At 65.6% G+C, this 15,376-nt stretch carries 14 protein-coding genes; 3 read left to right on the top strand and 11 right to left on the bottom strand.

The features are described from left to right. Positions 1-5 precede the first annotated feature (5 nt). Positions 6-746 (top strand): GntR family transcriptional regulator, encoded by a 741-nt coding sequence (locus ASF98_RS03990; RefSeq protein ID WP_055797722.1) that lies wholly within the window; start codon positions 6-8, stop codon positions 744-746. 53 nt (positions 747-799) lie between these two features. Beyond that, positions 800-1,702, top strand: coding sequence for a 5-deoxy-glucuronate isomerase (gene iolB / locus ASF98_RS03985; protein ID WP_055797719.1), 903 nt, complete (start codon positions 800-802; stop codon positions 1,700-1,702). 90 nt (positions 1,703-1,792) lie between these two features. Here iolB and ASF98_RS03980 read toward each other — a convergent pair whose 3' ends face one another. From ASF98_RS03980 to ASF98_RS03955, 6 genes are all read right to left on the bottom strand, one after another. After that, positions 1,793-2,827: a Gfo/Idh/MocA family oxidoreductase gene (locus ASF98_RS03980; protein ID WP_055797716.1), complete on the bottom strand. Its 1,035-nt coding sequence runs from the start codon at positions 2,825-2,827 to the stop codon at positions 1,793-1,795. Further along, complete coding sequence (locus tag ASF98_RS03975) at positions 2,824-3,945, bottom strand: Gfo/Idh/MocA family oxidoreductase (RefSeq protein ID WP_055797714.1); 1,122 nt, start codon at positions 3,943-3,945, stop codon at positions 2,824-2,826. The genes ASF98_RS03980 and ASF98_RS03975 overlap by 4 nt, the downstream gene beginning before the upstream one ends. Positions 3,946-4,066: 121 nt before the next feature. Then, on the bottom strand, positions 4,067-4,984 hold the full coding sequence (locus ASF98_RS03970; protein WP_055797712.1) for an ATP-binding cassette domain-containing protein: 918 nt from the start codon (positions 4,982-4,984) through the stop codon (positions 4,067-4,069). Between the two features lie 16 nt (positions 4,985-5,000). After that, positions 5,001-6,050: an ABC transporter permease gene (locus ASF98_RS03965; protein WP_055797709.1), complete on the bottom strand. Its 1,050-nt coding sequence runs from the start codon at positions 6,048-6,050 to the stop codon at positions 5,001-5,003. A 71-nt stretch (positions 6,051-6,121) separates the two neighbouring features. Beyond that, positions 6,122-7,117, bottom strand: a complete 996-nt coding sequence (locus tag ASF98_RS03960; protein ID WP_200939294.1) for a substrate-binding domain-containing protein — start codon at positions 7,115-7,117, stop codon at positions 6,122-6,124. Positions 7,118-7,422: 305 nt separating this feature from the next. Then, on the bottom strand, positions 7,423-8,667 hold the full coding sequence (locus ASF98_RS03955) for an MFS transporter (RefSeq protein WP_055797703.1): 1,245 nt from the start codon (positions 8,665-8,667) through the stop codon (positions 7,423-7,425). 166 nt (positions 8,668-8,833) lie between these two features. Here ASF98_RS03955 and ASF98_RS03950 point away from each other — a divergent pair, with 166 nt between their 5' ends. Next, on the top strand, positions 8,834-9,283 hold the full coding sequence (locus tag ASF98_RS03950) for a MarR family winged helix-turn-helix transcriptional regulator (RefSeq protein WP_028271276.1): 450 nt from the start codon (positions 8,834-8,836) through the stop codon (positions 9,281-9,283). Between the two features lie 65 nt (positions 9,284-9,348). Here the strand turns inward: ASF98_RS03950 and ASF98_RS03945 are convergent, their stop codons facing one another. The 5 genes from ASF98_RS03945 to ASF98_RS03925 all read right to left on the bottom strand — a co-directional run bounded on the left by ASF98_RS03945 (position 9,349) and on the right by ASF98_RS03925 (position 15,361). Then, on the bottom strand, positions 9,349-10,731 hold the full coding sequence (locus ASF98_RS03945; protein WP_200939293.1) for a sugar porter family MFS transporter: 1,383 nt from the start codon (positions 10,729-10,731) through the stop codon (positions 9,349-9,351). Positions 10,732-10,837: 106 nt separating this feature from the next. After that, complete coding sequence (locus tag ASF98_RS03940) at positions 10,838-11,710, bottom strand: sugar phosphate isomerase/epimerase family protein (RefSeq protein ID WP_055797698.1); 873 nt, start codon at positions 11,708-11,710, stop codon at positions 10,838-10,840. A gap of 85 nt (positions 11,711-11,795) precedes the next feature. After that, the gene (locus ASF98_RS03935; protein ID WP_055797695.1) at positions 11,796-12,809 is read right to left on the bottom strand and encodes a Gfo/Idh/MocA family protein; all 1,014 of its coding nucleotides are present in this window, start codon (positions 12,807-12,809) and stop codon (positions 11,796-11,798) included. Positions 12,810-12,846: 37 nt separating this feature from the next. Further along, the gene (locus ASF98_RS03930; protein ID WP_055797692.1) at positions 12,847-13,758 is read right to left on the bottom strand and encodes a sugar phosphate isomerase/epimerase family protein; all 912 of its coding nucleotides are present in this window, start codon (positions 13,756-13,758) and stop codon (positions 12,847-12,849) included. Between the two features lie 91 nt (positions 13,759-13,849). Further along, the gene (locus ASF98_RS03925) at positions 13,850-15,361 is read right to left on the bottom strand and encodes a CoA-acylating methylmalonate-semialdehyde dehydrogenase (RefSeq protein ID WP_055797689.1); all 1,512 of its coding nucleotides are present in this window, start codon (positions 15,359-15,361) and stop codon (positions 13,850-13,852) included. Positions 15,362-15,376: the final 15 nt, after the last annotated feature.

The raw sequence follows: 15,376 nt of genomic DNA, 5'->3' as shown, positions 1-15,376 counted from the left end.
GCTCAGTGGCGAATCAACTTAATCTCAGCATCGACCGCTCTTCGCCGGTGCCCCTCTACCATCAGGTGGTCCAGGGCATCGAGTCCGCCATCCACACCGGACTCCTGCCGCCGGGCAGCCGGCTGGACAACGAGATCGACCTTGCCGCCCAGCTCAACCTGTCCCGGCCCACCATGCGCAAGGCCATGGACGAGCTGGTGCGTTCCGGGCTCCTGGTGCGCAAGCGCGGGGTGGGAACACAGGTCGTTTCCAGCCAGGTCCGGCGGCCACTGGAACTCTCGAGCCTTTACGACGACCTCACCAATAACGGGAGCAAGCCCACCACCGAGGTGCTCAGCTTCTCCCACATCGAGGCCGACGCCGCCACTCGCGAAGCCCTCCAGCTACCGGCCGGCGCGAAGGTCTACCACTTCACCCGGTTGCGCAAAGTGGGCGGCAAACCGCTGGCCCTGATGGAAAACTGGGTCCGCGACGACATCACCATGATCGACGAAGCCCAGCTCGCCGGCCAGGGTCTGTACGCAATTCTCCGCAACGGCGGCGTCAACTTCCGCCTGGCCTCACAGCGCATCGGCGCCATGGTGGCGAACGACTACCAGGCGCCGCTGCTGGACACCGAGCCGGGTTTGGCTTTGGTGACCATGGAACGCACCGCAGTCGACGACACGGGACGCATGGTGGAAACCGGCCACCACGTCTACCGCGGTGACTCCTACAGCTTTGAAATGACCCTTGTCCAGCGTTAGGCGCCAGCGCTAACCGCTGCGGCAGCAAGCACTTAAACGAAAGAACAGAATCTATGGCCAACTGGGTATATCCGCTGGGTTCCGCTGCCGACGGTAAGTGGGACGTCTCCCTTGGAACCTCCGACTCCGCCCTGGAAGTGGACGGCTGGGCGCACACCGGGCTCAAGGTGGCGACGCTCGCTGCGGGTGCCGCCGTCGAACTCCCCGCCGCAGGCGAGGAGCGCATCGTGGTTCCGCTCAGCGGATCCTTCACCGCCACCATCGACGGCCAGGACTATCGGCTGGCTGGCAGGGCCAGCGTCTTCCACGGCCCCAGCGACGTCCTGTACACCGGCACGGACAAGGCTGTCAGCATCAGTTCGGAGGCCGGCGGCAGGGTTGCCGTAGCGACGGCCCCGGCCAAGACCTCCTACCCCACCCGCCTCGTCACGGCAGCCGAGACCCCGGTGGAACTGCGGGGTGCCGGCAACTGCTCCCGGCAGGTCCACAACTTCGGCACCCCGGCCGCGCTCGAAGCGGACCGCTTCATCGTCTGCGAAGTCCTCACTCCGGCCGGGAACTGGTCCTCCTATCCCCCGCACAAGCACGACGAGGAAAAGGACGGCGAAACCAACCTCGAGGAAATCTACTACTTCGAGACCCGCGTGGCGCCGGACGGCCCGGCCGCTGGCTCCGGCGAGCAGGGCGACGCCATCGGCTACCAGCGCGTGTACGCCTCCGACGAGCGGCCCATCGACGTCTCGGCGGAGGTCCGCACGGGCGACGTCGTCCTGGTCCCCTACGGCTGGCACGGTCCCGCGATGGCTGCCCCGGGGTACGACCTGTACTACCTGAACGTGATGGCCGGCCCCGGCCCCGTCCGCGAATGGCTCATCAGCGATGACCCCCACCACGGCTGGATCCGCCAGACCTGGGAAGGCCAGGACGTGGACCCCCGGCTTCCCTTCGGCGCCTAGGTTCCGGCAAGACAACTGATGCCCCTCACCGCACGCGGTGGGGGGCATCAGTTGTTTGGCTAGGTCTTTCCGCCGCGGTGGCAGGCCGGCTCAGCTGGCCACTTTCTGGGCCACGCGGACCGGGACGCCCGTTGCCAGAGACTCCTGGGCGGCGTCGGCCACACGGGAAGCCGCGACGGCGTCTTCCGGGGTGCACGGGTTCTCCCTGCGGCCCAGGATCAGCTCCACAAAGGCTTCCATCTCGGAGCGGTAGGCCTGGTCGAAGCGTTCGGCGAAGGTCTTGTGCGGCTCGCCCGCGGGGAAACCGACGCCGGGTTCGGCCGATGCCATCGCTGTCTTGTCGTCCAGCCCCACCATCAGCGAACGGCGCGAACCCTGGATTTCGAGGCGGACGTCGTGGCCCGCCCCGTTGTACCGGGTGGCAGAGACGGTCCCCACCGTGCCGTCGTCGAACGTCACCAGCGCGAGGGCGGTGTCCACGTCCCCCACCTCCCCGATGGCGGGGTCGCCGTTGTTGGAGCCCCTGGCATATACCTCGACGATTTCGCGGCCGGTCAGCCAGCGGAGGATGTCGAAGTCGTGGACGGAGCAGTCCCGGAAGAGGCCGCCGGAGCTGGCCAGGAACTCCACGGGCGGAGGCGCCATGTCGCACGTGACGGCGCGCAGCGAATGGATCCAGCCCAGTTCGCCGGCCTGGTAAGCGCGGCGCGCTTCCAGGTAGCCGGCGTCGAAGCGGCGCTGGTGGCCGATCTGGACCACGCCGTTGTTGTCGCGGATGTAGTCGAGCACCGGCACGGCATCCGCCACGTTCAATGCCACCGGCTTCTCGCAGAAGACCGGAATCCCGGCATCCACGCCTGCCTTGATCAGCTCCGGGTGGGTTGCCGTACCCGTGGCGATGACCAGGCCGTCCAGGCCGGAGGACAGGAGCGCTTCCACTGAGGGAAGGAACTCGGCGCCGAGCCCGGCCGCAACGGTCCGCGCGTGGTCTTCGGCCACGTCGGTGAGCCGGAGCCGGACGTTGATGCCGTCCGGATTGAGGACTCCGTTCAGGGCTGCGATGTTGTTGGCGTGCATAACGCCGATCCGCCCCACTCCGACCAGGCCGAGAATGACGTCCTTCATGATTTCTCCCCTGCATATTCGACGGCTGATGCTGCCAGAGCCGGCACGGGCGCGGGGGCGCCCTGCTTGACTGACTCTATGCAGGCCAGCGCCATCGCCAGCGCCCGCCTCGCGTCAGCGGCACCGGCACCGGGCGTGAGGGTGACGGCGGACGACGACGGCGGCAGGCCGTCACGCTTGGCACGCACCGCGGCAGCGAAGTCGGCAAGTTCGTCCGTGTAGGCCTGCCGGAACAGTTCAACATTGAGCCGCGGCGTGTCGGCGGACATCCCGTCTGCCGTGAAGCGGCGGGCCGCCGTTTCCGTGGCACGGCCGGCCTGCACCATCCCCTTAGAACCGAAGACCTCGCCGCGGATGTCGTACCCGTACAGCGCGCTGAAGTTTGCCTCGGCCACTGCGATGGCGCCGTTGCCATAGCGGATGGTCACAACGGCCGTGTCCAGGAAGCCCTGGTCCCGCAGCCCGGGCTCTACAAGGGCATCGGCAACTGCGTAGACCTCCACGGGCTCGGCGCCCTCGTTGAACCAGTTGAGGGTGTCGAAATCATGGATAAGGGTTTCCAGGAAGATGGTCCACGCCGGGACCCTCGCTGCGTTCGGGATGCTTCCCTTTCCGGGATCCCGGGTCAGCGACCGCAGGAGCTGCGGTGTTCCTGCAACGCCGGCGGCCAGGTCCTTCTTGGCAGCCAGGAAATCCTCTGCATAGCGGCGGTTGAACCCGACCTGGAAGTGCACCCCCGATGCTTCCACCGCGGCGAGGGCGGCGTCCAGCTCATCAAGCCCCTGGCCGGCGGGCTTCTCGCAAAACACGTGCTTTCCGGCGGCGGCCGCCTGCGCGATGAGGGAGGAATGGAACCGCGCAGGGCTGGCGATGATCACTGCGTCAATCTCGGGGTCAGCCAGGATGTCCTCGGCGTTAGGAGTGACCTTGGCGGTGCCCAGGGAGCGGGCCAGCGCTTCCGCGGATTCAACATTGGGGTCTGCGATTGCCGCCAGGACTGCGCCCGGAACGCGGCGGGCGATGCTCTCTGCGTGGAATGCCCCCATCCAACCTGAGCCGATGAGTCCGATCCGCACAGGCGCCGGGATTCCGGCGGAGTTTTGAGTGATGTAGGCCAAGGGGCTTGTCCTTTCTTTTGGTTCGAAGATGCTTATGCCCGGCAGGTTCCGGGTGCCATTGCATGGCTGAGCAGGGCCGGCCCGGGTGGGCGGGCCCTGCTCGTGGCGTTGGGTCAGCTGGTCAGCTGTAGGCCTTCCCGGTGGTCTGTGCCACGTCGGCCACTTCGCTCTTGACTTCCTTGACCACGTCGCCGTGGCCACCGAGCTGTTCGAGTTCGTGGGCGAGTTCGGCCAGTTCCGCGCCGCCGGCCATCTGGGCGGTGAGCTCGTCGAGCGTGATGTCCTTCTTGTCGTAATAGCCGATCGACTTGCCGCGCTTGAGGAGCAGGAACCGGTCGCCGACGGGGAAGGCGTGGTGCGGGTTGTGGGTGATGAAGATGACGCCCAGACCGCGGTCGCGGGCCTGCAGGATGTAGCGGAGCACCACGCCGGACTGCTTGACGCCCAGGGCCGCGGTCGGTTCGTCCAGGATCAGGACCTTCGCACCGAAGTACACGGCACGGGCGATCGCGACACACTGGCGTTCACCGCCGGAGAGCTGGCCGATGGGCTGCTCCACGTCGCGGAGGTCGATGCCCATCTCGGCGAGTTCGTGCTTGGTGATGTCCTTCATCTTCTGCACGTCCAGGCTCTTGAACGGCCCAAAACCGCTGGTCAGTTCGGAGCCGAGGAAGAAGTTCCGCCAGATCGGCATCAGCGGCACGACGGCGAGGTCCTGGTACACGGTGGCGATGCCGACGTCGAGCGCGTCACGGGGCGAGGTAAACTTCCGTTCCTCCCCCATCACCTTCAGGACGCCGTGATCGTGCTGGTGCAGGCCGGCGATGATCTTGATGAGCGTGGACTTCCCGGCGCCGTTGTCGCCCAGGACGCAGGTGACGCGGCCGTTGTCCACGGCCATGGTCACGTCGCTCAGCGCGACGATGTTGCCGTAGTTCTTGCCGACCTTGTCCAGTGCAAGCAAGTGCACCGGGGTATGGGTCAGCGGGTCCGTTTCGTTCTGCAGCAGGGTTTGCTGGTCGATCTCTTTGGCATTCATGGTCTCGGAGGCCCCTTTACTTCAGTTCCGCGCGGCGCTTGACGATCAGGTTGACGATGGTGGCCAGCAGCAGCATCAGGCCCAGGAAGAACTTGAACCAGTCCGGGTTCCACTGCGCGTACACGATGCCCTTGTTAGCCATGCCGAAGATGAACGCGCCGATCGCGCCGCCCACCGCCGAGCCGTAGCCGCCGGTCAACAGGCAGCCGCCGATCACCGCGGCGATGATGTAGAGGAACTCGTTGCCCACGCCTTCACCGGACTGCACGGAGTCGAAGGCGAACAGGTTGTGCATGCCCAGCACCCAGCCGCAGAAGCCCACAGCCATGAACAGGCCGATCTTGGTCTTGGTGACCGGCACACCCACGGCGCGGGCGGCGTTGGCGTCGCCACCGGAGGCGAAGATCCAGTTGCCCACCTTGGTCCGCAACAGCACCCAGGACGCCACGGCCACCAGGACAATCCAGAAGAACACGGTGATTTTCACTTCGACACCGGCAATGTTCACCGACGAGGCGAAGACGGCCCGGGCCGAGGCAAAACCATCCATCTGGGCGATCGACGGGGACGATACACCGTTGGAGATCATGCGGGTGAGTGCCAGGTTCAGACCGGTCAGCATCAGGAACGTCGCCAGCGTGACGATGAAGCTGGGCAGCTTGGTCTTCACCAGTATCCAGCCGTTGATGAAACCGATCCCGAGTGAAACCACCAGGGCCAGGGCAACACCGACCCAGACGTTGAGCGAGAAGTACCATGCGAACATGGAGGCGGTCAGGGCGGAGCTGATGACTGCAACACCGGTGGAGAGGTCGAACTCACCGCCGATCATGAGCAGTGAGACGCCCACGGCCATGATGCCGATGGTGGAGGATCCGTACAGCACAGTCGCGAACGAGCTCGGCTGGATGAAGGTGGACGAAACCACTGAGAAGAATACGAACAGGACTATTGCGCCTACCAGGGCGCCGACTTCGGGGCGCCCGAGCAGCTTCTGGAACGGGCTGCGGCGGCCGATCCGCTCATCCGGTGCCAGCGGGGCCGGCTTGGCTAACGTCTGTGTCATGGAAACTCCTTGTTGATCTGGCTGCGGGAGGACCGGTACCCGGCCCTCCCGCAGCCAGGGATGCCTGCTGGTTAGCGGACGCCCTGCTGGGCGAATTTGAGGACGTCGGCGGCGGATTCCTTGTCCACGACTGTGGGGCCGGTCAGGACAGGCATTCCGCCACCCACTTCGAAGCCACCGCGATTGAACTGCCACAGCGCATCAATGGAGCCGTACCCCTGCAGCCATGGCTGCTGGTCCACCGTGAACAGGATGGTGCCGTCGACGATCTTCTGCGCCAGGTCGGCGTTCATGTCGAACGACGCCGCCTTAGCGGAGCTGCCGGCGTCGGTGATGGACTTCAGTGCCGTCAGGGTGATGGGGGCGCCGAGGCCGATGATCGCGTCGGCGTCCTTGGTGGCCTGCAGCTTGGCCGTGATGGTGGATGAAACTTCGGTCATGTCGCGGCCGTTGACATACAGGATTTCGGTGCCGGCTACTTTCGCCTTCACGCCGGCGCAGCGCGCTTCGAGGCCAACGTGGCCTTGCTCCTGGATGATGCAGATGGGGTGCTTGAAGTTCAGGGAAGCCAGCTTCTCTCCGACTGCCTGTCCGGCGAGCTTTTCGTTTGAGCCGAAGTGGGTGAAGGCTCCGAGCTGCTTCGAGGCATCTTCACCGGCGTTGAGGCTGACTACGGGGATGCCGGCGTCAGTCGCCTTCTTCAGGGCATCCTTCAGGGCGTCCGGCTTGGCCAGGGTGACCGCGATGCCGTCCACCTTCTGATCCACGGCCTGTTCGATCAGCTGGGCCTGGCGGCCGCCTTCCGGATCGGAGGTGTACAGCAGTTCCACGTTGTCTTTCGCTGCGGCTTCCTCCGCGCCCTTGCGGACGATGTCCCAGAAGGTGTCTCCGGCTGCGGCGTGGGTGATGAGGGCGATCTTGATCCGCTCAGTCGTGGCCACCTGGCCGCCGCCTGCGCCGCCACCGCTTTCGGCAGGCTTTCCGCCGCTGCTTGAGCATGCGCTCAGCGCCATCATCGGCACCACCGCCGCAACGAGAGCCGCCTTGCGCCAAGAAAATTTTGCCACGTTAATCTCCTTTGATCTCAGGTTCCGGGCTGCCACTCTGCAGCCGCCGGAGCACTGTCTACCTAGATCATGGTGATTCAGCTCACTAATGTCAATAGTTTGTCCTGACATTAGGATGTTTTTACGTGAATCAGTGGTTTGGGCACCAAAAAACGCCGGCGATGACGGCCGGTGCCGCCATCCCCGGCGCTGCGATGCGAGCCCTTGATCGGGCCCGGGACGCGCTCCTTTAGCCGTTGAAGCTGGCTGGATGCGGACCGGTCCTGCCGTCCCGCTCCAGGGCCTCGATCGCCATGGTAGTCATGTCAGCGGGCACCCGCGGGTGCGTCCACGACGGCGGGTGAGTCGCCAACAGCGGGAGCGGAGACTGCCGCCGTCGTACTGCTGTCGGTGCGCCTGCCGGCCTTGGCGGCGGCGAAAGCCATCACGCCGAGCCCGAGGACGGTGATCGCTGCACCGGCCCAGATCGGCGAGGTGTAGCCGAGCCCCGCGGTGATCGTCACGCCGCCGAGCCAGGCACCGAGGGCGTTCCCGACATTGAAGGCGCCGATGTTGGCACCGGACGCCAGGGTGGGAGCGCTGCTGGCGTACTTCATGACGCGCATCTGCAGTCCGGGGACAGTGGCGAAGCCGAAGCCGCCCATCAGCACGATGGAGGCAATGGTGAGGGGCTGATTCCCGGCGGTCAGGGCGAAGGCCACGAGGACCACAACCAGCACTGCCAGGACCACGAGCAGGGTGCGGTCCACATTGCGGTCCGCGGCCTTGCCGCCCACGGTGTTGCCGATGAAAAGTCCGACGCCGAAGAGAATGAGGAGCCCGGGCACAGTGGAGGCTGCGAATCCGGAGACTTCGGTGAGGGTGAAGGCGATGTAGGTGAAGGCGCCGAACATGCCGCCGTAGCCAAGGATCGTCACGAGGATGGACAGCCAGACCTGGCCGGAGCGGAAGGCGCGCAGCTCACTACGGAGCCCGCCGGAGGAGGCCTGGGCAGCGTCGCCGTGGCCGGTCCTGGGCACCAGGGTCAGGATGCCGATCAGGGCAAGGACGCCGATGCCCGTGATGGCCCAGAACGTAGAGCGCCAGCCGGCCGCCTGCCCCAGCATGGTGCCGAACGGCACGCCCAGGACGTTGGCGGCCGTGAGTCCGGTGAACATAAAGGCGATGGCACCGGCTTTTTTGGTGGGGGCCACCATGTCCGCGGCCACCACGGCCCCGATGCCGAAGAACGCACCGTGGGCCAGCGCGGCAACAATCCGGCCCACCATCATCATGGAGTAGCCGGGGGCGATGGCCGAGATCAGGTTGCCGGCAATGAACAGCACCAGCAGGACGGCTAGCACGGGCTTGCGCTCGAAGCGTGTCACTGCCGCCGTGAGCAGCAGTGCGCCAACGACGACGGCGAGGGCGTAGCCGGAGATCAGCCAGCCTGCCGTGGCCTCGCTGACGCCGAAGTCGGCAGCAACCTCGGGCAGCAGGCCCATGATCACGAACTCGGTGAGTCCGATCCCGAACCCGCCGAGGGCGAGGGCTAACAGGCCAATAGGCATGGCGAAGCTCCTTCAAAACTGTACGGAATGGGGTAGGGCGCGTAGGCTAGTAGTTGCAGACGCGTTATTTATTGTTGCACAAGCAGATACAGCGCGCAAGCAACTATTATTTGTTGTGCCCCGCTTCACACATCCGCGGGGTACGCGATTCGAAGGGAAGTACACCATGGGCATCAAGGACGACGCCGTTGAAGTCCGCGCGCAGGGGTGGCGGACCCTCGCGGCCCTGCACGGACTGATCGAGTCGGAACTGGAACGCTCACTGCAGGCCGAAGCCCAGCTGTCCGTCGTCGAATACACGGTGCTTGACGCCCTGAGCCGGCAGGACGGCTGGCACATGCGCATGCAGCAGCTGGCTCGCGCCACCGCCCTCAGCGCCAGCGCCACCACGCGGCTGGTCAACCGGCTCGAGGACCGCGGCCTGCTCACGCGCATCCTGTGCGCGGACGACCGCCGCGGCATCTACACCGAACTGACCGAGAGCGGCATCAAGCTGCTGGACGAGGCCCGCCCCGCCCACGACGCCACACTGGAACGGGCCCTCGCCGAGGCCCAGGAGATCCCGGAGCTAGCCCCGCTGGTGGACGCCCTGCCCAGGCTCCACGCGCACGCGTAGGCATACAACGCAAAAGCCCCGCGCCGCGCCGAAGCGCTCCCGCGGGGCTTTCTTGCTGTGTGGCCTCACTTCACTCCGGCCACGTCCCTGACCGCCGTTTTCTCGGCAGCGGTGTTCTTGAAGTAGTGCTCCAGGTCCTCGAGGCTCTTGTCCTTGGTTTCCGGCACCACCCGTTTCACCCAGACGATGGCCGCCAGCTGGATGGCAACAAAGATGAAGAAAGTCGTCGAAACGCCGATCGACGCCACCATCTGCGGGAAGAAGAACCCGATCAGGAAGTTGATCATCCACAGCACGAACACGCAGATGCCCATGCCGATGCCGCGGACATGCAGCGGGAAGATTTCGGACATCGTCAGCCACGTCACCGTGCCGATGCAGGACTGCATGGACGCCAGGAATGTCACCATAAACAGCAGCACCAGGTAGCCGCGCAGGGTGCTTTCCGGGATCAGCATTGAAATCAGGCCGATGGCCAGCAGCGAGGATGCCGTGCCCGCCAGGCCGACGATCAGCATGGACTTCCGGCGCACCTTTGTCATCAGGGACATGCCGATGACGACGGCGACCACGGACGTGACGCCGTTGACCACGTTGGCAAGGAGCGCACCCTGGTCCCCGAAGCCGGAGCTGGAGAGGATCGACGTGCCGTAGTACATGATGGCGTTGACGCCGCTGATCTGGTTGATGACCGCCATGCCCAGGCCCACCACGAAGATCCTGCGGATCCATGGCACGGTGAGGTCCCTGAACGTTCCGAGCTTGGATTGGTAGTCCTCGCGGGCCGCCTGCCGCACCTCATCAAACTCCGTGGAGACGTCGGCGGAGGCGCGGGTCTTGCGCAGCACGTCAAGGACCTCGCCGAAGCGGCCGGCGGACGCCAGCCAGCGGGGGCTCTCCGGGAGGAGCAGCATGCCGAACCAGAGGACGACGGCGGGCAGTGTTGCGATGACCAGCATCCAGCGCCACACATGGGAGGCTTCCGGGAAGGCGTTGCCCAGGACGGCATTGAAGGTGAACGCCAGGAACTGGCCCGTGACGATCATGAGTTCGTTCTGTGTGACGATCCGGCCCCGCTGGGCAGCGGGCGACATTTCCGCCAGGTACACGGGTACGATCACCGAGGCCCCGCCCACCGCCAGGCCGAGGACCGTGCGGGCTGCCACCAGCAGCTCGGTGGTGGGCGCCAGGGAACAGGCGATGGTGGAGAGCGCGAAGATGATCGCCAGCGCCATGATGGTCTTGCGGCGGCCGAACCGGTCGGACAGCCGGCCGGCCGTGATGGCGCCGAACGCCGCACCGAACAGCAGGGTCGAGGTGACGAGCCCCTCGGTCAGCGGCGTCAGCCCGAGGTCCCGCTGCATGAACGGCAGTGCACCGTTGATGACGCCGGTGTCGTAACCGAAGAGCAGGCCGCCGAATGTCGAAAACAGGGCCACCCGCCGCATGAATCCCTTGGGATTGGGAGCTGCTGCGGCAGAACCTGCCTGGCCTGCCGGCGACCGGGTCGTAGTACTGGGAAGTGTATTTTCCGTTTGCTTCATAGGGCGGCCGCTACCGGGCTTTCGCGATGTAGTTGTTCATCGTGTCCAGCTGGTAGCGGGAAACTTCTGCGGCATTCTCGTCTTCGGCGAAGACGCTGGACACCATCACGGTGTCTTCGCGGTCCAGGAAGCCGATCTCCTGCAGCCCGCCGAAGAATTCTTCCCAGTTCACGTCGCCGTCGCCGATTTTCAGGTGCTGGTGCACGCGGACCGCGTTGCCGGGCGGGTTGGTGATGTAGCGCAGGCCGTGGGAGGCGTGGTGGTTCATGGTGTCTGCCACGTGGACCAGGCGGAGTTTGTCCCCCGCGGCGCGCATGATGTCCAGGGGCGCGTTCTTCATGTGGAAGCTGTGCGACGCCACGTAGACCAGGCCCACGTTCTTGGAGTTCAGGCCGCGGATGACGCGGATGGCGGCCAGGCCTTCCTCCACGAAGTCGTCCGGGTGCGGATCAATCAGGAGGTCAAGGCCTTCGCGTTCGATGATGGGCAGCAGCTCTTCCATGGAGCGGTAGAAGGCGCGCTCTGATTCTTCGGCCTTCTCCGGGCGTCCGCTGAATTCCGTGTTGATGGTGCTGACCCCGAGGTCTACGGTGATCTGGATGACGCGCTTCCAGTAACGGACCGCGGCTTCACGGGCGTCCTCGTCCGGACCGGACCAACGGAGCACCGGCAGGACCGAGGCGATCTCGACTCCCACATCCTTGCAGGCCTTGCTGAGCTTGCCCACCAGTTCGTCGTCGGCCTTCGGGTGGTTGTAGAAGGGGATGAAGTCGGCGTGCGGGGTCATCTGCATGTACTTGTAGCCGAGGTCCGCCACCACCCGGGGGAATTCGAGCAGGCTGTGCGAATGGTGGAACGGCGTTGGATCAAGTGCGATTTTCACGTGGAACACTCCATTGTGGATGAGTCATGTTGTGCGAGGGACGGGACGAAAAGGGAAGGGAGCCTCGGCCCCCTTCCCTTTCCTCCTAGCTGTAAAGGGAAGGCTTGGCGTTCAGCTTGACGGCGACCTTTTCGCCGTTCTTCTGTGCCTCGACGCCGGCCTCGCAGCAGGCTGCGGTGGCGTAGCCGTCCCAGGCGGTGGGGCCGCCGATTTCGCCGCGGAGGGCCGCGTCCACCCAGGACTGGATTTCGACGTCGTATGCCGCGCCGAAGCGCTCTTCGAATCCGGGGGTCACGTTGCCGCCCCAGCGGCCGGCGCTGCGGGTGTAGGGTCCCTTATCGCCGCCGATGCTGACGATGCCGTCTTCGAAGGAGGCCTGCGTGGCCACTTCGTAGCCGAACTTGGCGTTGACGTAGATTTCGACGTCGGCCAGGACACCGGACTCGGTTTCCACCAGGACGTGCTGGGGATCGTGCTGGCCGGCCGGGGCGTTCTTCGTGGCCTTGCCCAGGCGGACCTGCACGCTGGTGATTTCCTCGCCGGTAAAGAACCGGATGGCATCGAACTCGTGCACCACCGAGTCGTTGATCAGCATCTCGTTGGTGAAGCCCGCCGGAGTGGTGGGGTTGCGGTGCTGGTGGTGCAGCATCAGCAGTTCGCCCAGTTCGTGGTCGCGGATGACCTGGCCCAGGGCTGCGTACTCGGCGTCAAAGCGGCGCATGAAGCCCACCTGGATGCGCTTGTGGCCAAGCTTCTGCTCTGCCTCGACAATCTTCCAGGAGGATTCGGCGTCCGGGGTGAGGGGCTTCTCGCAGAGGATCGGGATGTCCCTGGCGAGGGCCTTCAGCAGGATGTCCTCGTGCAGGAAGCCCGGCGTGGCGATCAGGACGGCGTTGACGTCCCCGTTGTTGAGGGCTTCGTCGGCATCGGCCAGGGCCACTGCGCCCGGGATGCCTTGGATAGCGGCCTGTGCACGGGCGAGGTCGACGTCGACGACGGCGGCAACTTCAGCGCCGTGGATGCGCTTGCTGAGGCGCTGGATGTGGTCCGCGCCCATGCGGCCGGCGCCGATGACGGCGACGCGAAGGGTTTCAGTCATTGTTCTCTTCCTTACGTTTCGGGTGCCTGGGCGGCTGTTAGTTGACGGCCGTGCGGGAGCCGCAGGACAGCAGGTAGTTGCGGGTGCGCTTGGCGATCGGCATGGGGACGTCGAACGCAACCGGGTACATGTCCTGCTCCACGATGCCGAAGATGGGGCGGTTCAGTGCCTCCACTGCTTCGATGACGGCGCGCAGGTCCGGCAGCCCGTTCGGCGGCTCGGTCATGACGCCGGCGAGGTTGGCCGCGGCCCAGGTCATGTTTTCCTCGTTGACCTTCTTGAGGATGTCAGGGTTGATCTGCTTCAGGTGCAGGTAGCCGATGCGGTCCGGGTAGTTCTTGATGAGCTCCAGGCTGGAGGCCCCGCAGTATTCGGCGTGGCCGGTGTCCAGGCACAGGTTCAGGTACTTCGAGTCCGTTGCGGCCAGGAGGGTTTCAATGTCTTCCTGGGCTCCGACGTGGGAATCGGCGTGCGAGTGGAACTGCTGCTTCAGGCCGAAGTCCTCCAGCAGGGTCTTGCCCAGCCGGTTGTGCCCGGCGAACAGGTCGCTCCAGGCCTTCTCGGTGAGCTGGCCGCTTTCCACTGCTTCACCGGTGACGTCATCGCGCCACATGGCCGGGATGACCACGATGTGTTCGCCGCCCATGGCAGCCGTGAGCTCGGCGACCTTGCGGGCAGGTTCCCAGGCGGTCTCCCACTGGTCCAGGCCGCGATGGAATGCGGTGAAGACCGTTCCGGCCGTGACCTTCAGATCGCGCTGCTTGAGCTCCTCGGCAAGCCGGGCGGGGTCGGTCGGCAGGTAGCCGTAGGGGCCGAGCTCGATCCATTTGTAGCCGGACTCGGCCACTTCGTCGAGGAAGCGCTCCCAGGGGGTCTGCTTGGGGTCATCCGGGAACCAGACGCCCCAGGAGTCCGGTGCGGTGCCGATGATCAGTTTGTTCTCAGTCATTGCCATTCCTTCTCATCCGTTGCTCCACAGGTGCCGTTTTGGACGCTCAAAACGGCGGTTGCGGAGCAGTCGATGGTGGGTAGTCGGGTCGCTAGTTGGACGGGAAGTTGTAGGAGGCACCCGAGGCGTGGGTGGGCTCGGGCCAGCGTGAGGTAACTACTTTGCCACGGGTGTAGAAGGACACGCCTTCCGGGCCGTAGATGTGCTTGTCGCCGAAGAGTGAGGCCTTCCAGCCGCCGAAGGAGTGGTAGGCCACCGGGACGGGGAGCGGCACGTTGATGCCGATCATGCCCACGGTCACGGAGCGCTGGAACTTGCGGGCGTTCGCGCCGGAGGAGGTGAAGATGGCGGTGCCGTTGCCGTAGGGGTTGGAGTTGATCAGCGCGATGCCGGCGTCCAGGTCTTCGACGCGGACCACGACGAGGACCGGTCCGAAGATTTCCTCGGTGTAGGCGGTCATTTCGGTCTTGACGTGGTCCAGGACAGTGGGACCGACCCAGAAGCCTTCCTCGTGGCCGGGGACCACCAGGTCGCGGCCGTCCACCACCATGGCGGCGCCGGCGGCTTCCGCTTCAGTGACGATCTTGACGATGCGTTCCTTGGAGGCGGGCGTGATGACCGGGCCCATTTCGGCGCCGGGCGCGGTACCGTTGTTGACCTTGACGGCGAGGGCGCGCTCTTCGACCTTCTTCACCAGCAGTTCGGCGGCGTCGCCGACGGCCACGGCAACGGAGATGGCCATGCAGCGTTCGCCGGCGGAACCGAAAGCGGCTGCGGCGAGGTGGTCGGCGGCGTTGTCGAGGTCGGCGTCGGGCATCACGATGGCGTGGTTCTTCGCGCCGCCCAGCGCCTGGACGCGCTTCCCGTGCTTGGTGGCGGTCTCGTGGACGTACTGGGCGATCGGGGTGGAGCCAACGAAGGAGATGCCGTCCACGTCGGGGTGGGTCAGCAGGCCCTCAACGGTTTCCTTGTCGCCGTGCAGTACCTGGAAGACGCCGTCGGGCAGGCCGGCCTGCTTCCACAGCTTGGCCAGCAGCATGGAGGCGGAGGGGTCGCGCTCGGAGGGCTTGAGGATGAAGGCGTTGCCCGTGGCGATGGCCATCGGAGCCATCCACAGCGGCACCATGACCGGGAAGTTGAACGGGGTGATACCGGCGACGACGCCGAGCGGTTCGCGGAAGGAGAACACGTCGATGCCGGTGGAGACCTGGTCCGAGTAATCGCCCTTGAGCAGCTGCGGGATGCCGCAGGCGAACTCGATGACTTCCAGGCCGCGGCCGATCTCGCCCTTGGCGTCGGAGAGGACCTTGCCGTGCTCGGCGGTGATCAGCTCGGCAAGATCGTCCACGTGGGCGGCGACGAGTTCGCGGAACTTGAACAGCACCGCGGTGCGCTTGGCCAGGGAGATGTCGCCCCAGCTGTCAGCGGCGGCGCGGGCCGCGGCCACGGTGGCATCCAGGTCCGCCCGGTTGGCCAGCCGCAGCTCTGCTGACACAGCACCCGTGGCAGGGTTGTAGACAGGCTGGGTGCGGGTGCCTTCGCCGGCGGTTTCGGCCCCGTTGATGAAGTGGTTGATGGTGGTGGTGACGGTCGTCGTTGACATGGTGTGGGACTTCCT

Origin of the sequence: Arthrobacter sp. Leaf337 (genome assembly GCF_001423745.1) — a bacterium.
Lineage (GTDB): Bacteria > Actinomycetota > Actinomycetes > Actinomycetales > Micrococcaceae > Arthrobacter.
Note: the sequence above shows the minus strand (reverse complement) of the source record. Positions and strands in the feature narration are given on the sequence as shown.